The organism is Alistipes dispar, from assembly GCF_006542685.1.
GTDB lineage: Bacteria > Bacteroidota > Bacteroidia > Bacteroidales > Rikenellaceae > Alistipes > Alistipes dispar.
Genome location: NZ_AP019736.1, coordinates 945,045 through 960,909, shown reverse-complemented (window position 1 = coordinate 960,909; position 15,865 = coordinate 945,045). Strand labels below are relative to the sequence as shown.

The 15,865-nt window shown below is 63.8% G+C and carries 13 protein-coding genes; 7 read left to right on the top strand and 6 right to left on the bottom strand.

The window, feature by feature from the left end; translation table 11 throughout:
• Positions 1–75 precede the first annotated feature (75 nt).
• Positions 76–1,239, top strand: coding sequence for a phosphatase PAP2 family protein (locus FME97_RS04335; RefSeq protein ID WP_232522931.1), 1,164 nt, complete (start codon positions 76–78; stop codon positions 1,237–1,239).
• A gap of 74 nt (positions 1,240–1,313) precedes the next feature.
• On the opposite strand, the gene FME97_RS04330 is transcribed toward FME97_RS04335, so the two are convergent.
• From FME97_RS04330 to FME97_RS04315, 4 genes are all read right to left on the bottom strand, one after another.
• The gene (locus FME97_RS04330) at positions 1,314–1,607 is read right to left on the bottom strand and encodes a hypothetical protein (protein ID WP_141428041.1); all 294 of its coding nucleotides are present in this window, start codon (positions 1,605–1,607) and stop codon (positions 1,314–1,316) included.
• A gap of 54 nt (positions 1,608–1,661) precedes the next feature.
• Positions 1,662–2,696, bottom strand: a complete 1,035-nt coding sequence (gene asnA / locus FME97_RS04325; protein WP_141428040.1) for an aspartate--ammonia ligase — start codon at positions 2,694–2,696, stop codon at positions 1,662–1,664.
• Positions 2,697–2,949: 253 nt separating this feature from the next.
• On the bottom strand, positions 2,950–4,287 hold the full coding sequence (gdhA, locus tag FME97_RS04320; protein WP_141428039.1) for an NADP-specific glutamate dehydrogenase: 1,338 nt from the start codon (positions 4,285–4,287) through the stop codon (positions 2,950–2,952).
• A 237-nt stretch (positions 4,288–4,524) separates the two neighbouring features.
• A complete protein-coding gene (locus tag FME97_RS04315; RefSeq protein ID WP_141428038.1) occupies positions 4,525–7,512 on the bottom strand; it encodes a PEP/pyruvate-binding domain-containing protein in 2,988 nt (995 codons plus the stop codon).
• An 83-nt stretch (positions 7,513–7,595) separates the two neighbouring features.
• Here FME97_RS04315 and FME97_RS04310 point away from each other — a divergent pair, with 83 nt between their 5' ends.
• Genes FME97_RS04310 through FME97_RS04300 form a run of 3 tightly spaced genes read left to right on the top strand, consistent with a single transcriptional unit; the run spans position 7,596 to position 10,962 of the window.
• Positions 7,596–8,795, top strand: coding sequence for a hypothetical protein (locus tag FME97_RS04310; RefSeq protein WP_141428037.1), 1,200 nt, complete (start codon positions 7,596–7,598; stop codon positions 8,793–8,795).
• A 46-nt stretch (positions 8,796–8,841) separates the two neighbouring features.
• Positions 8,842–9,942, top strand: coding sequence for a glycine cleavage system aminomethyltransferase GcvT (gene gcvT / locus FME97_RS04305; protein WP_141428036.1), 1,101 nt, complete (start codon positions 8,842–8,844; stop codon positions 9,940–9,942).
• A 51-nt stretch (positions 9,943–9,993) separates the two neighbouring features.
• The gene (locus tag FME97_RS04300; RefSeq protein WP_141428035.1) at positions 9,994–10,962 is read left to right on the top strand and encodes a dihydroorotate dehydrogenase-like protein; all 969 of its coding nucleotides are present in this window, start codon (positions 9,994–9,996) and stop codon (positions 10,960–10,962) included.
• A 140-nt stretch (positions 10,963–11,102) separates the two neighbouring features.
• Here the strand turns inward: FME97_RS04300 and FME97_RS04295 are convergent, their stop codons facing one another.
• A complete protein-coding gene (locus tag FME97_RS04295) occupies positions 11,103–11,789 on the bottom strand; it encodes an HD domain-containing protein (RefSeq protein ID WP_141428034.1) in 687 nt (228 codons plus the stop codon).
• A 55-nt stretch (positions 11,790–11,844) separates the two neighbouring features.
• Here FME97_RS04295 and FME97_RS04290 point away from each other — a divergent pair, with 55 nt between their 5' ends.
• Genes FME97_RS04290 through FME97_RS04280 form a run of 3 tightly spaced genes read left to right on the top strand, consistent with a single transcriptional unit; the run spans position 11,845 to position 13,840 of the window.
• Positions 11,845–12,612 (top strand): threonine/serine exporter family protein, encoded by a 768-nt coding sequence (locus FME97_RS04290; protein WP_141428033.1) that lies wholly within the window; start codon positions 11,845–11,847, stop codon positions 12,610–12,612.
• On the top strand, positions 12,609–13,109 hold the full coding sequence (locus FME97_RS04285) for a threonine/serine exporter family protein (RefSeq protein WP_141428032.1): 501 nt from the start codon (positions 12,609–12,611) through the stop codon (positions 13,107–13,109). Before FME97_RS04290 ends, FME97_RS04285 begins: the two co-directional genes overlap by 4 nt.
• A complete protein-coding gene (locus FME97_RS04280) occupies positions 13,106–13,840 on the top strand; it encodes a DUF6064 family protein (protein WP_141428031.1) in 735 nt (244 codons plus the stop codon). The genes FME97_RS04285 and FME97_RS04280 overlap by 4 nt, the downstream gene beginning before the upstream one ends.
• Before the next feature lie 450 nt (positions 13,841–14,290).
• Here the strand turns inward: FME97_RS04280 and rny are convergent, their stop codons facing one another.
• A complete protein-coding gene (gene rny, locus FME97_RS04275) occupies positions 14,291–15,835 on the bottom strand; it encodes a ribonuclease Y (RefSeq protein ID WP_141428030.1) in 1,545 nt (514 codons plus the stop codon).
• Positions 15,836–15,865 lie beyond the last annotated feature (30 nt).

The window sequence follows — 15,865 nt, the reverse complement described above, 5'->3', positions numbered from 1 at the left end:
GTTGATCTGTCTGTTGTCGCTTCCGGCGACCCCCCCCTCGCATCTGCCGCGCCGCCGGCCGACAGCCTCGCGAAGGTGCGGCGCGTGCCGGCGGGCGAGAGCGTCCTGGCGCGGCGGATCGACCTGCACACTTCGTCGAAGGCCTACCGGATGCTGTATGTCGGCGTGCCGCTGGTGGTGGGTGGCGTCGTCATGCAGTCCTATGACGCCGATTTCAGGCGGTTGCGCAACGGGTATGCGCCGTCGTTCCACCACGATTTCGACGACTACCTGCAATACGCCCCGGCGGCGGTGATGGTCGGCATGAAGGCCGCCGGAGTCCGGAGCCGCAGCTCGTGGGGACGGATGCTCACGTCGGACGCCTTTTCGGTGGGGCTGATGGCCATTGCGGTCAATTCGCTCAAGTATTCCTGCCGGGTGATGCGTCCCGACGGATCGTCCCGCAACTCGTTCCCCTCGGGGCATACGGCCACGGCCTTCATGACCGCGACGATGCTGCACAAGGAATACGGCCACCGCAGTCCGTGGTACAGTATCGGCGGCTATACGCTGGCCACCGTGACGGGCGTGGCGCGGCAGTTGAACAACCGGCACTGGATGAGCGACGTCATGGTGGGCGCCGGCATCGGCATTCTCGCCACGGAGCTGGGCTATTTCCTCGCCGACCTGATTTTCAAGGAGCGGGGGCTGAACGTCTCGCAGACGATGGTGATTTACGACCGTTACCGCCGGCCGTCGTTTCTCGGCTTCAACCTCGGCATGACCGTCGTGCCGGGACGTTATACGACGGCGCCGGGGATGCGGACGGAGTTTTTCTCGGGTCCCTCGGTCGGGGTCGAGGGGGCGTGGTTCGCTTCGCCCTATTGGGGTGTCGGAGGCCGGCTGGCGGTCGCGAACCTGCGCGTGGCGGTCAATGGCGTCTCGCAGCGCAACGATCTGGAGGCGTCGTCGATCTATGTCGGACCTTATGTCTCCTATCCGTTCTCGACACGGTGGCTCGTCGGGGCGCGCCTGCAAGGCGGCTGCGAGATCTACAAGGCGTGCGGGACGGATATGCGCACGCTGGGCGACCGGAGCGGCTTTTCGCTGGGTACGGGAATTTCGACCACCTATTTCGCCACGCAGAATCTCGGCGTGCGCTTTTCGACCGACTACGACATGGCGCCGCCCGTCGTGGACGGTTCGCGCTCCCGGCTGCACAAGCTGACGCTGGGTTTGAGCGTGTGCGCCATGTTCTGACGGCGGGGCGGCCGTGTATCCGGGTGTCCGAGCATGCGTGCGGCGGCGTTTCCGCATGCCGTCCGGAAAGGATGTCAGAGTTTTTCCCGCAGGAGTCGCTCCAGCTCGTCGGCCATGGGGTTGATTGCGAGAATCGTGCCGTCCCGGTCGATCAGGTAGGTCTGCCCGGCGGCGCTGCTGAGGCCGTATTGTTCCCAGAGCTTCGTGCTGTATTCGAATCGCGTGCCGGGTAGTGAGAGGAGTACCTCTTCGGGCGCATCGCCCGGAATCGTTCCGGTGATGAGGCATTCGGTGTGGCGCAGCCATGTATCGGAGGGGGTGCAAGCCGTAAGGAACAGGGCGATTAGCAGGCACAGGAAATTTTTCATGGGGATTGAAGTTTTTCGGTGTGAGGCCGGGGCGGGGGTACGTCTGCCGGGCCGTTATTTCAGGTGGATGCCGTGGGCGGCGCACTCGGCGACCATCCGCTCGGGCCAGATGCTGACCTGCACTTCGCCGATATGGGCGCAGCGCAGGTAGAACATGCAGAGCCGCGACTGTCCGATGCCGCCGCCGATCGAGAGCGGCAGCCGTCCTTCGAGCAGCAGGCGGTGGAACTCCATTTCGCGCCGCTGTTCGCATCCGCGGAGGGCGAGCTGGCGTTCGAGGGCCTCCGGATCGACGCGGATGCCCATGCTGGAGAGTTCGAAGGCGCTTTCGAGCACCGGATTCCATACGATGATATCGCCGTTGAGGCCCTTGCAGCCCTCTTCGGTCGGGGTGCTCCAGTCGTCGTAGTCCGGGGCGCGGCCGTCGTGCGGCTCGCCGTTCGACAGCGCGCCGCCGATGCCGATGAGGAACAGCGCGCCGTATTTCCGGGCGGCCGCCTGCTCCCGCTCCTTCGGCGTGAGCCCGGGGAACTCCCGCAGCAGCTCCTCGGCCTGGATGAACGCGATGCGCTCGGGCAGGATCGGGGTGATGTGCGGGAAGAGCTCGTAAACCTCCTCCTCGACGGCCTTCATCGCGTCGTAGATCTTTTCGACGATCTGCTTGAGGAAGCCGAGGTTGCGCTCCTCGGGACGGATCGTGCGCTCCCAGTCCCACTGGTCCACGTAGAGCGAATGGGTGTTGTCCAGCTCCTCGTCGGCGCGGATGGCGTTCATGTCGGTGTACAGCCCGTATCCGGGGGCGATTTTGTAGGCGCCGAGCTTCATGCGCTTCCACTTGGCGAGCGAGTGCACCACTTCGGCCCGCCGGTCGCCCAGGTCGCGGACGGGAAACGACACGGCGCGCTCCACGCCGTTCAGGTCGTCGTTGATGCCCGTGCCCGAGAGCACGAAGAGCGGGGCGGTGACGCGCCGCAGCCGGAGCGAGCGGGCGAGCTTGTCGGGGAAGATTTCCTTGAGGTGCGAGATGGCCTGCTCCATCGTCTCGGGGGCGAGTTTGGCCGTATAGTCGTCGGGAATGAAAAGCGGCATGTGGATCTCTTGTCTGTTCGGGGTTCGTGAAACGGATTGTCCTGCAAATATAGCGAAAATATCCCGTTCCCGCGAACCGCAGGGCGAGTTTCGGCCGCTGCCGGGACGGATTTTCCGGGGGAGCGCACGGGTTTCCGGAAAAGGAGGACGCCCGACGGGTCCGGACCTTACGATTTCACCCCTGCCAGTGTCTCTGGCAGGGGTGATTTTCGTCCGTGGAGACAAGTCTCCTTCTTCGGTCCTTCCGGCCGGATTACAGGATGCCCTGCTCGACCATCGACTTGGCGACCTTCATGAAGCCGGCGATGTTGGCGCCCTTCATGTAGTTGATATAGCCGTCCTTCTCCGTGCCGTACTCGAGGCAGGCGTGGTGGATCGACGACATGATCTGATGCAGCTTGGCATCGACCTCCTCGGCCGTCCAGTTGAGTTTCTGGGCGTTCTGCGTCATTTCGAGTCCCGAGGTGGCCACGCCGCCGGCATTCACGGCCTTGCCCGGCCCGTAGGGAATCTTCGCCGCGATGAAGGCGTCGATGGCCTCCGGGCGGCAGCCCATGTTCGAAACCTCGGCCACGATCTTCACGCCGTTGGCCAGCAGCTTCTTGGCATCTTCGCCGTCCAGCTCGTTCTGCGTGGCGCACGGCATGGCGATATCGACCTTCACCTCCCACGGTTTGCGGCCCGGGAAGAATTGCGCGCCGGGGAACTTGTCGGCGTAGGGAGCCACGACGTCGTTGTTCGACGCGCGCAGCTCGAGCATGTAGGCGATCTTCTCCTTGTCGAGACCCGCCGGGTCGTAAACGTATCCGTCGGGACCCGAGATCGTCACGACCTTGGCGCCCAGTTCCGTGGCCTTCGTCGCGGCGCCCCAGGCCACGTTGCCGAAGCCCGAGATGGCGATCGTCTGTCCCTTGATGTCCATGCCGGCCTTTTCGAGCATCTGGCGCAGGAAGTAAACGGCGCCGAAGCCCGTGGCCTCGGGGCGGATCAGCGAACCGCCGTAGGTCATGCCCTTGCCCGTCAGCACGCCCGTGTTTTCGCGCGCCAGCTTGCGGTACATGCCGTAGAGGTAGCCGATTTCACGGCCGCCCACGCCGATGTCGCCCGCCGGAACGTCCGTCTCCGGGCCGATATGACGCCACAGTTCGGTCATGAAGGCCTGGCAGAAGCGCATCACCTCGCGGTCCGACTTGCCTTTGGGGTTGAAGTCCGAGCCGCCCTTCGCACCGCCCATCGGGAGGGTCGTCAGGGCGTTCTTGAAGATCTGCTCGAAGCCCAGGAACTTCAGGATCGAGGGGTTCACCGAGGGGTGGAAACGCAGACCGCCCTTGTAGGGGCCGATGGCGTTGTTGAACTGGACGCGGTAGCCGGTATTGACCTGCACCTCGCCCCGGTCGTCCACCCAGACCACCTTGAAGGTGAACGAGCGGTCGGGCTCCACGATGCGTTCCGCGATGCGGTTGGCCTCGAATTCGGGGTGCTGGTTGTAGGTTTCCTCCACGGTCATGAGCACCTCGCGCACGGCCTGCAGATACTCGCTTTCGCCGGGATGGCGGCGTTCGAGTTCCGCCATGAGTTTGTTTACGTTCATATCGTTGAAGTTTTGAAAGGTTGTTCTATCCGTTTACAAATATAAAAATATTTCTTATAGATTGTAACTTTCCGGACGGAAATAATTTTAATCCGGCATGAAAACCGGCCGCAGCGCCCCGCAGGCTCCCTGCCGCCCGGTTGTCCGGCGCCTGCTTCGTCCGCCGGTTCCGAGCAGGCTGTCCGCCGGGGCGGGGCGGCGTCCGTGCGGGGCGGGGACGGGAGACCGCCCGCCGGGTTACGCCCCGTCTCCGTCCGCCTCGCGGATCATTCCCCGGTTCGAACGGCCGTCCACGCAGACCCAGAGCGGACGGCCGAACCGCACCTGCCGCAGGAACGTTCCTTCGTAAACGGCCGTGCGGGCGTCGAGCAGCTCCTCGCGGAAGATGCCTTCGCCGCGGAAGGGGTTGATCGTCAGATACCCCACGCCGAGCGAGGTGACGTTCTGGAAGAAGTGCGTGCCCTGCGAAGGCTCGACCTCGAAGCGTTCGAGGCCGCATTCGACGATCACCTTCGCCTCCGAAATGTGCGTCCACTTGACCGGAACCCCGAGGAACGGGTCCGAGGAGCCCCAGCGGCCCGGCCCCACGAGCACGTAGGAGCGACTTTCGTCGCGCATCCGGGTGTTGAGCGCGAGCAGCTCGTCGGCGATCCGTTCGGTCGAGAGCGAGTCGAAGGCCCCGGACTTCACATAGACGATGTCGGCGATGTCGGTCATGCGGCCGATGCCGAGGGCCTGCTCGCCATAGACGAGCGCCCGCGCGGGGTCCTCCGCGCTCCAGTCGATCGGGCGGTTGTCCTGGTTGTCGATGATCGGGCGGATTTGCAGCAGGTTGAATATCCGCTGCTGACCCGGCGCGACGTCCATGTTCACGGCGAACTCCACCTCCACGGGGCATCGCATCTCCTCGGCGCCCATGCGCAGGATGTCCGAGACGATTTCGGCCAGAGGGAAGGTGTTGTACTTCAATATGTTGTTGAACGTGATGACTTTGCGGCCCCGGTCGAAGGGGCTGTCCGAGATGCGTTCGTTCTCGCGGTCCCAGACCGAGCAGACGAAGCGCGCGTTGCGCAGCGGCGCGATCTGCTGGAGGCTCAGGCGGCGCAGGTTCACGGCGTCGTCGATCGACGTGCGGAACTCCTCGGGGCGGAGGCTCAGGGCCAGCACCTCGTTCTGCGTGTCGCGCAGCGCCAGCTCGGGGGTCGAGGTCTGGAGCACCTTCTGCGGGTAGCGGGGCGAGAAGCGCAGCGTGCGTCCTCCGTCCACGACGAGTTTGCCCAGCCCCATCGCCACGTTGCAGACGCCGTCTTCGGGCCGTTCGTCGCCGATGGGGTAGTAGTTGATCGAACGGGCCACGCCCGAGCAGGTGGGGAAGAAGAGTCCGTCCTGCTCCGTGCCGCACACTTCCTGGATGATGACGGCCATCTTCTCCTCCGAGATGAGATTCTGCGAGGACTGGATGTAGGCCCGCGAGGCGGCGAAGTAGACCGAGGCGTAGACGCTCTTGACGGCGCGCAGCAGCAGGCGCAGCATCTGGTCCTCGTTGTCCGTGTAGGGGATCATGTAGGTCGAGTAGATGCCGGCGAAGGGCTGGTAGTGCGAGTCTTCGAGTTTCGACGACGAGCGCACGGCCAGCGGCGTGCGGACCGTGCGGATGTAGGCCTTGAGCTCCTGTTGCAGCCGCGGCGGGACGTACGAGGAGACGAACTCCGAGAGGATCTCCTCGTCCGAGAACTCCTGCGAGATGATGTATTTCAGCCCGTTGAGGCGGATGAACTCGTCGAAGTACTCCGTGGCGATCACCACCGAGCGGGGAATCATGATGCGCACCCCCTCGTGCATGTCGTACTGGCGGTGCTTGATGAGCATGGAGTTCATGAAGGCCAGCCCGCGGGCCTTGCCGCCGAGCGAGCCCTCGCCGATGCGTGCGAAGGCCACGGCGTCGCTGTATGTCGCAGGGTCGAAGCGCGCCACGACGCCCTGGCCCAGCAGACGGCGGTAGTCGCTGATGAGGTTCACCAGCACGCGGCGGTGTTCGGCGACCGTGGCGAAATGGCTCTTGTTGTACCGGCGGATGGAGGCCGCCAGGGGAAAGAGTCCCCGCGAGTAGAGCCACTTCGAAAGGTGGTTCTGCGAGGTGTGGTATTCGAACGCCCCGTCGGGAATCGTGGCGATCATCTCCTGCATCTGCGTGAGGTCCCGGGCACGGCCGATCTCGGCGCCCGTCTCGGGGTCCTCGAATACGAAGTCGCCGAAGGCGAACTCGCGGTCGATGAAGTCGTGCAACTGCGAGAGGAGCGTCTTGGAGTTCTTGGCGACGAACCCCGCCCCGAGTGCCGCGGCCTGCTCGCCGAAGGCCGTCTGGGAGGATTGCAGCAGCACGGGCATCAGCGGGTTGTCCTCGCGGATGCGGCGGCAGAGGTCGATGCCGGCGTCGAGCTTCTCGCTCTCGGGCGGATCGTCGCGGTGCAGGACGAACCCCACGTCGGAGATGACGCCCAGCAGGTTCTTCTTGTAGCGTTCGTACAGCTCCGCGGCCTCCTCGTAGCAGCGGGCCAGCAGGATCTTGGGCCGGGCGCGCTTGCGGAGGATCTGCTGCTGCTCATTGAAGGCGTCCTTGAGGAACTCGGTGTTTTGCAGCAGGATGAGTTTGTAGAGCTCGGGCAGGTAGGTCGAGTAGAAGCGGATCGAGTCCTCGACGAGCAGGATGGCCTGCACGCCTCCTTCGCCGATGTCCTCGGCGGCGTTCATCTTGTCCTCGACGAGCTTGATGATGGCGATGATGAGCTCCGTGTTGCCGTGCCAGCAGAAGATGTAGTCCAGTCCCGAGCGGTCCTGCTCCTCTATCCGGCGGTAGATGTCCTTCGAAAAGGAGGTCAGCAGCGCCACGGGGATATTCCGATGGCGCTCCTTGACGATGCGGGCGAAGGCGAAGACGTCGGGCTCGCCCACGTTGTACATGGTGAGGATGAAGTCGAACGAATCGTCGCCGGCGAGCGCCTCGAGCGCTTCGGCCGTCGAGCTGACGCGTGTGAACGAGGGGGGATTCGAGAGGTTCAGGTCGATATACTCCTGGTTGATCTGCGATTCGATGTGCCCGTCCTCCTCGAGGATGTAGCCGTCGTAGCTGCAGCACACGAGCAGGATTTTGTGAATCCGGTATTTCATGAACCGGTAGGGGAGCCGGCCGCCGTCGGGCATGTACCCTTCGATCGTTTCGTTCATCGTTTCGACAATAGTTTGATCCGTGAACAAAAATAAGGAAAAAATTCTTACCTTTGAAATCGGAAAAGACAAAAACACAGTCGATGAATAAGGAGAAATACGTCTTGCAGGAGGTCACGACGCCGGCGCTGGTGCGCGAGTGGCTCGACCTGCCCAAACGGATATACAAAGGTAACCGCAACTGGGTCTGCCCGCTGGATCAGGACGTCGAGGAGGTCTTCGACCCGGCGCGCAACGAGCTGTTCGCCGACGGCGAGGCGATCCGCTGGGTGGCGCGCGACGGCCGCGGCGAGGTCGTGGGCCGCATCGCGGCTTTCTACAACCGCGAGAAGGCGGCCCTCGAAGAGCAGCCCACGGGCGGCTGCGGCTTCTTCGAGTCGATCGACGACCGGCAGGCGGCCGATCTGCTCTTCGACGCCGCGCGCATGTGGCTCGCCAGCCGCGGCATGGAGGCGATGGACGGCCCGATCAACTTCGGGCAGCGGCGCGACTGGTGGGGCCTGCTGGTCGAGGGGTACGAATTCCAGCCCCTCTACAAGAACCCCTACAACCCGCCCTACTACAAGGAGCTGTTCGAAGGTTACGGGTTCCGGAACTACTTCAACCAGAACAGCTATATCTGGCGGGTGAACGCCTCGGAGGCCAACAAGTCGATCTTCGCCCGCGCCGGGCGGCTCGATGCGAGCTACCACGTCGAGAACATCGACATGAACAACCTCGAGGAGGCCGCCGAGAACTTCCGCGTCATCTACAACAAGGCGTGGGCGCTCTTCTCGGGCGTGAAACCCATGACGCGCGAGGAGGCGCTGGAGATGGTGCGCGAGATGAAGCCGATCATCGACCCGCGGATCATCTTCTTCGCCTATTTCAACGAGGAGCCGATCGGGTTCTTCATCACCGTGCCGGACCTGAACCGCCTGATCGGCAAGTTCAACGGCAAATTCGGCCTTTGGCAGAAGCTGCGCCTGATGTGGGACCTGAAGGTGCGCCGCTCGTGCGACCGCATCTTCGGCATCATCTTCGGCATCGCGCCCGAGTTCCACGGCAAGGGCGTCGAGTCGGCCATCATGGTCAAGTACTACGAGTTCCTCGAGATGACCAAAAACCAGTACAAGTCGATGGAGCTGGCGTGGATCGGCGACTTCAATCCGGTGATGAACCGCATGATTGAGACCTACGTCTGCGCCACGAAGCACAAGATGCACACCACGTACCGCTATCTGTTCGACCGCGAGAAGGAGTTCCGTCGCTGTCCCCGGCTGGGCGTGAAGCGCCGCGAGTAGCGCGTGGCGAAAAAGGGAAACCGAAACCGAAAACCGCATAACTGCTATGAAAACCACCGTATTCACCAAGTACCATATCGCCGCGGGAGCCAGGATGGCCGAATTCGCGGGATACAATATGCCGATCGAATTCACGGGCATCAACGACGAACACATGGCCGTCCGCGGGAAGGCCGGCGTCTTCGACGTGAGCCACATGGGCGAAATCTGGGTCAAGGGACCCCGGGCGCTCGACCTGTTGCAGCGGATCACCACCAACGACGTGGCGAAGCTCTACGACGGGAAGGTGCAGTATTCGTGCATGCCCAACGGCCGCGGCGGCATCGTGGACGATATTCTGGTTTACCGCATCGACGAGCGGACCTACATGCTCTGCGTGAACGCCGCCAATATCGGGAAGGACTGGGCGCATATCTGCGCCGAAGGGGCGAAGATGGGCATGGAGGCCGGCCCGGGCAAGGAGCTTTACAACGCGTCGGACGAGATCTGCCAGCTCGCCGTACAGGGACCGCTGGCGATGAAGATCGTGCAGCGGATGTGCGACGAGCCGGTGGAGGAGATGGAGTATTACACCTTCCGGAAGATGCGGGTGGCCGGGTGCGACGCCATCCTTTCGATCACGGGCTACACGGGCGCGGGCGGCTGCGAGATCTATGCGGCCAACGAAGACGGCGACAGGCTGTGGGAGGCGCTGTGGAAGGTCGGCGGGGAGTACGGCCTGCAAAATATCGGCCTCGGAGCGCGCGACACGCTGCGGCTGGAGAAGGGTTTCTGCCTCTACGGCAACGACATCGACGACACGACGTCGCCGATCGAGGCCGGGCTGGGGTGGATCACCAAGTTCGCCGAGGGCAAGGAGTTCATCGACCGTGCGCTGATGGAGCGCCAGAAGGCCGAAGGCCCCGTGCGCCGGCTCGTGGGACTGAAGATGGTCGAGCGCGGCATTCCGCGTCACGGCTACCCGATCGCCGCGCCGGACGGTACGGAGATCGGCCGCGTGACCTCGGGCACGATGTCCCCCTGCCTGAAACAGGGCGTGGCGCTGGGCTACGTGCAGACGGCCTATGCCAAACCCGGCACGCAGATCGCCGTGATGATCCGCGAGAAGTGCGTGAAGGCCGAGGTGGTGAAGCTCCCGTTCGTGTAACGGAGCCGCGCCGGAGAGAAAAAAATGGATAACCTATACCGGAATAGTTTCATGAAAGCGAAATACCTCGGACTCGAACTTGCGAGTCCCGTCATCGTCAGCAGCTCGCCCTATACGGCCAGCGTACAGAACATCGAGCGGTGCGTCCGTGAGGGCGCGGGCGCCGTGGTGCTGAAGTCGATCTTCGAAGAGCAGATTCTCCGCGAGGCGGCCTCGCTGGACAGGATGGAGGGCTACGGCGATGCCGGCGAGTACCTCGAACGTTACCTCGGCGACGCCTACAAGGGCGAGTTCCTGCAACTCGTGCAGGGCGCGGCCGCGACGGGCGTCCCGGCGATCGCCAGCATCAACTGCATCGGCGCGGGCGACGCGTGGATCGAATACGCCGAGGCCATGCAGGCTGCGGGCGCCGCGGCGCTGGAACTGAATGTCTTCCTGCTGCCTACCGACCGCCATGCGGGGGCGCAGGAGCTCGAACAGGCCTATGCCGACATCGTGCGGAAGGTCGCTGCGGCGGTGACGGTCCCCGTGTCGGTCAAGTTGCCGATGCGTCTGACGAACGTGCTGTCGGTGGGCGATGCGCTGCTGGCCCGCGGAGCGCGCGGCGTGGTGCTCTACAACCGCTTCTTCGAGCCGGATATCGACGTGGAGAAGATGTGTTTCGTCGCGGGCGATCCGTTCAGCGAACCGTCGGAGCTGCGCAACGTGCTGCGCAGCACGGCGTTGTGCTCCCATGCGCTGCCGCAGCTCGACGTGGCCGTTTCGACGGGCGTGCACGACGGCGAGGCTGCCGTGAAGGCGTTGCTGTGCGGTGCTTCGGCGGTGCAGGTCTGCACGGCGATCCACCGTTACGGCTACGAGGCGATTTCGCGGATCGGCCGTTTCATCGACGAGTGGGCCGGTCGTCAGGGCTTCGCCTCGCTCGACGAGTTCCGCGGGCGGATGGACTACGGGTCGGCCGAGGGCGACCATTACCAGCGCGTGCAGTACATGAAGTATTTCCCCCACGGGGTGGAGTGACGGTTTCGGGACCGGCGCGGCGTCCTCGTGATTCGTGGATGTCCGGTCGGTCCGGCTTTCCGGCGAAGGACGGCGGGCGGCGGTGCCGCGAAGCGATCCTTCGCCGGATTTTTCGTATCCGGGCCGTCGGTTGCGGAGGCCTACCGTGCCTCCGCCGCCTCTCCGGCTTCGGTCCGGTCGGGGGTTCCGCCTGCGGGGCCGGATGTCTCGGCGTCGAAGATTGCGTCGAAGAGGCGGCGCAGCCGTTCCCCGTCGCGGATCGCCTCCCGCAGCTCCGCGAGCCGCCGGGCATTGTCCGATTCGGGCAGCCAGAGGCGGAGGTAGCCTCCTTCGGCGTATTTGCGCTGGAGGTGTTCCCGGCAGCGGGTGAAGTGCTCCTCGCGCGTCAGCGCCGGGCAGTGCGCCAGCCCGTACTGCACCGTGCGGCGGAGAATCGTTTGCGTGTCGATGCAGCGGTCGGCTTCGGCGACGATGCGGCCGTAGATCGAACGGGGCGCGTGCCCGGACGAGGCGCGGTGGTCCTCGACAGCCTCGCGCATCGTCGCGATCCGCTCGCTGTCGAAGCGGCGGCGCAGTTCGGCGTCTTCGGCCAGGATGCGTCCGGCGTCGATGTGGTGGCGTTCGCGGCCGAAGGCGAGCCCCGTGTCGTGGTAGGCGGCTATGACATAGACCATGTCGGGCTCCACGTCGTAGCGGCGGGCCAGCGCGAGGCTCCGGTCGATGACCGAGCGGACGTGGTCCGTGGAGTGCGCGCGGTCGAAATGCGCGTAGCGGGGGATGATTTCGGCCTCGACGTAGGCCTCGAGGCTGGGGTCGATTTCTTTCATGGAACGAAGATATGCAAATTTTTCGTACTTTTGCCGAAAATCGGGCACGGAGAAGATGAAGACGCAAGCCGAACTGAAGGCGATCGCACGGTTCGTCGCGGAGTACGCCACCCGTCTCATGGGGTCGGGCGTGCATACCTCGCGCGTGGTGCGCAACACCAAGCGGCTGGGCGAGGCGCTCGGAGTGCGGGTGATCGTCTCTGCATTCCAGAAGGTCGTGAATTTTTCGGTGGTGGACGACGAGAGCGGCGAGGTGTGCACCGAGGCCGCGGACATTCCGCCGCTGCCGATCAGTTTCGAGCTCAACGCCGAGCTGAGCGCCCTGAGCTGGGAGGCCTACGACGAGCGCCTGCCGCTCGGGGAGATCGAACGCCGCTACCGGGAGATCGTCGCCCGGCCGCGCCTCGATCCGATCTTCACGCTCGTACTCGTCGGGCTGGCCAACGCATCGTTCTGCCGGCTGTTCGGCGGCGACTGGTTCGCCGTGAGCATCGTCTTCACGGCGACGCTCATCGGCTTTTTCCTCAAGCAGGGAATGCAGGCGCGCGGCTTCAACCACTACGTGATCTTCATCGCCTCGGCGTTCGTCGCCTCGATGTACGCTTCGGTGGCGCTCACGTTCGACACCACGTCGGACGTCGCCATCGCCACGAGCGTCCTGTTCCTCATTCCCGGCGTGCCGCTCATCAACGGCGTGATCGACATTGTCGAGGGGCACATCCTGAACGGCATCGCCCGCCTCACGTCGGCGCTGATGCTCATCGTCTGCATCGCCGTCGGTCTCTCCGGGACGCTGATGATCGTAAAATCCGCTCTGCTATGATCGCGTTCGACATGCTCTCCGACGGACTGTTCGCCGCCGTGGCCGCCATCGGTTTCGGGGCGATTTCCGACCCGCCGATGCGGGCCTTCCCGGTCATCGCCCTGCTGGCCGCCGTCGGGCACGCCCTGCGTTTCGCGCTGATGCAGTGGGGCGTGGACATCGCTTCGGCATCGTTGTGCGCCTCGGTGACGATCGGCGTGGGCAGCCTGCTGCTGGGCGGCCGCATCCGCTGCCCGATGACGGTCCTGTTCATTCCGGCGCTGCTGCCGATGATTCCCGGCATGTACGCCTACAAGACGATCTTTTCGATGATCATGTTCATGCAACATCTCGACGATCCCGTGCTGGGGTCGGAGTACATGCAGGCCATCGTCCGCAACGGGTTCGTGACCTTCAGCGTGATCTTCATGCTCGCGGCGGGGGCCGCGGCGCCGATTTTCCTGTTCAACAAGCGCGCGCATTCGCTGACGCGCGCCAAAAAGCGAGTTTCGAAATGACGAGCGAGGTTTTCTGGCAGACGATCGCGGACTACAACCGCGTGACGTGGCCCGTGCAGGCGCTGCTGATTGCGGCAGGGGCGTTGCTTACGCGGCGGCTCTACCGGCGGCCGACGCCGGGAACGAAGGTGGCGATGAAACTCTATCTGGCGCTGCTGAACGCCTGGATCGCCGTGGCGTACTACCTCGTCGCCTGCGACGCGCGGGCCTACAACGGCGTGATGGCGCTGTTCTGGGGCGTGATGGCCGCCGTCTGGATCTACGACGCGGCGGTGGGGTACACCTCCTTCGAGCGGACGCGGCGGCACGACCGCTTCGCGTTCGTCCTCCTGGCCATGCCCTTCGTCTATCCGCTCCTCTCGCTGCTCCGGGGGCTGGAGTTTCCGATGATGACCTCGCCCGTCATGCCCTGTTCGGTGGCGGTGTTCACGATCGGCCTGCTGCTCGCCTTCCCGAAGCGGGTGAATCTCTTCGTGATACTCTTCCTCTGCCATTGGGCGCTGGTGGGGTTTCCGAAGATCTACTTTTTCGGCATTCCCGAGGACCTGCTCCTCTCCGGCGCGCTGGTTCCGGCGCTCTACCTCTTTTTCAAGGAGTATATCGACGTCAATTTCCGCAGCGATACGAAACCCGATCTGCGGGTGATGAACCTGCTGCTGCTGGCCGTGTGCACGGCACTCGGGGTTTTCTTTACGGCGACCATCTGGCAGCAGCTCTCGGCTCTGTTCTGAACGGAGCGGTTTCGGGCATCGGAGAACGGGGAAAACGGACCGGTGCAGTGTCGTCGGTTCGCACGCCGACCGGTTTCCCCGGGGCGTCCTTGCCCGACGCACGCGTCCCTGCCCGGAACGTATCCGTCGGAGGCTCTGCGAAATTTTTCCGAAACATACGTTTCGGTATATTCTCCGTGATGTGATTCCTCCGGGGATTTCCGGCAAGACGCTCCTTGTGGGCCGATTCCGTCCGACGCACTTTCGCACTTTTCCCGGCCGGGAGTGGCTGTGCGGCCGGAGTGGCTCCGCCTGTGCGGCCCTATACGGAAAGATCTTCCGGCGGCCGCTCGTTGCGAGGCCGCCGCTGCGAATGCCCGGAAATAAAAATCCCTCCTTTGGAAAAAGGAGGGATCGGGACACCGCATTGCCGCGGAGCCGGATCGTCCGGCCGTTTCCGGTTCTTCGGTGCTATTTCGCGTAGGCTACGGCCCGGGTTTCGCGGATCACGGTGATCTTCACCTGTCCCGGGTAGGTCATTTCGTCCTGGATCTTCTTGGCGATGTCGTGCGACAGCCCCTCCGACTCCTGATCCGAGAGCTTGTCCGCGCCGACGATCACGCGCAGTTCGCGGCCGGCCTGGATGGCGTAGGTCTTCAGCACGCCGGGATACGAGAGGGCGATGTCCTCCATCTCCTTCAGACGCTTGATGTAGCTCTCCACCACTTCGCGGCGTGCTCCGGGGCGCGCTCCCGAGATGGCGTCGCAGACCTGGATGATCGGGGCGATGAGCGAGGTCATCTCCACCTCGTCGTGGTGCGCGCCGATGGCGTTGCAGACCTCGGGCTTCTCCTTGTACTTCTCGGCCAGCTTCATGCCGATGATTGCGTGCGGCAGTTCCGGTTCGTCGTCGGGCACCTTGCCGATGTCGTGCAGCAGTCCCGCACGGCGGGCGATCTTGGGGTTGAGGCCCAGCTCGGCGGCCATGATGCCTGCGAGGTTCGCCGTCTCCCGGGCGTGTTGCAGAAGGTTCTGGCCGTAGGAGGAGCGGTATTTCATCTTTCCGATCATGCGGATCAGTTCGGGGTGCAGGCCGTGGATGCCCAAGTCGATCGCCGTGCGTTTGCCGACCTCGACGATCTCCTCCTCGATCTGTTTCTGGACCTTCGACACCACCTCCTCGATGCGTGCGGGATGGATGCGGCCGTCGGTCACGAGCTGGTGCAGGGCCAGCCGGGCGATTTCGCGGCGCACGGGATCGAAGCCCGAGAGGATGATCGCCTCGGGGGTGTCGTCCACGATGATCTCGATGCCCGTGGCGGCCTCGAGGGCGCGGATGTTGCGGCCTTCGCGGCCGATGATGCGGCCCTTGACTTCGTCGCTCTCGATGTTGAAGACCGTCACGGCGTTCTCGATGGCCGTCTCCGTGGCTACGCGCTGGATCGACGCCACGATGATCCGTTTGGCCTCCTTCGTGGCGGTCATCTTCGCCTCTTCGATCGTCTCGTTGATGTAGGCGGCGGCTTCGGTCTTGGCCTCGGCCTTCATGTTCTCGACGAGGATGTTCTTGGCGTCTTCCGAACTCATGCCCGAAATCTGCTCCAGACGCACGTTCTGTTCGCGTTTCATCTGGTCGATCTCCTCCTTCTTGTGTTCGAGGATCTGCAACTGGTTCTGCATCTGCTCCTTCAGCCGCTCGTTCTCGCGGAGCCGGTTCTCCAGGTCGCGTTCCTTGTTTTGCAGGTTCTGTTCGATCTGCTTGGCCCGCTGTTCGCTCTGGGCGATCTTCTGGTTGCGTTCATTGACCTGGCGGTCGTACTCGCTCTTGAGCTGTATGAACTTCTCTTTCGCCTGCAGGATGCGCTCCTTCTTGATCATCTCGCCTTCGGCCTCGGCCTCCTTGATGGCGGTCTCCCGGCGCTTGCGGATCGACGTCTTGACCACGAGGTTCGTTACGACCGCGTAGATTGCGACGGAGACCACGGCAGAGATGCAGGCTGTCAAAATGATATCCATTTGGTCTTTGCGTGTTTTTTGTTATTAATA

What these genes read in the sequence shown, in the direction of transcription:
- FME97_RS04280 (WP_141428031.1), top strand. Translation starts at nt 13,106, where the DNA reads ATGACGAGCGAGGTTTTCTGGCAGACGATCGCGGACTACAACCGCGTG.
- rny (WP_141428030.1), bottom strand. Translation starts at nt 15,835, where the DNA reads ATGGATATCATTTTGACAGCCTGCATCTCTGCCGTGGTCTCCGTCGCA.
- FME97_RS04300 (WP_141428035.1), top strand. Translation starts at nt 9,994, where the DNA reads ATGAAAGCGAAATACCTCGGACTCGAACTTGCGAGTCCCGTCATCGTC.
- asnA (WP_141428040.1), bottom strand. Translation starts at nt 2,696, where the DNA reads ATGCCGCTTTTCATTCCCGACGACTATACGGCCAAACTCGCCCCCGAG.
- FME97_RS04290 (WP_141428033.1), top strand. Translation starts at nt 11,845, where the DNA reads ATGAAGACGCAAGCCGAACTGAAGGCGATCGCACGGTTCGTCGCGGAG.
- gcvT (WP_141428036.1), top strand. Translation starts at nt 8,842, where the DNA reads ATGAAAACCACCGTATTCACCAAGTACCATATCGCCGCGGGAGCCAGG.
- FME97_RS04285 (WP_141428032.1), top strand. Translation starts at nt 12,609, where the DNA reads ATGATCGCGTTCGACATGCTCTCCGACGGACTGTTCGCCGCCGTGGCC.
- FME97_RS04315 (WP_141428038.1), bottom strand. Translation starts at nt 7,512, where the DNA reads ATGAACGAAACGATCGAAGGGTACATGCCCGACGGCGGCCGGCTCCCC.
- FME97_RS04330 (WP_141428041.1), bottom strand. Translation starts at nt 1,607, where the DNA reads ATGAAAAATTTCCTGTGCCTGCTAATCGCCCTGTTCCTTACGGCTTGC.
- gdhA (WP_141428039.1), bottom strand. Translation starts at nt 4,287, where the DNA reads ATGAACGTAAACAAACTCATGGCGGAACTCGAACGCCGCCATCCCGGC.
- FME97_RS04295 (WP_141428034.1), bottom strand. Translation starts at nt 11,789, where the DNA reads ATGAAAGAAATCGACCCCAGCCTCGAGGCCTACGTCGAGGCCGAAATC.
- FME97_RS04310 (WP_141428037.1), top strand. Translation starts at nt 7,596, where the DNA reads ATGAATAAGGAGAAATACGTCTTGCAGGAGGTCACGACGCCGGCGCTG.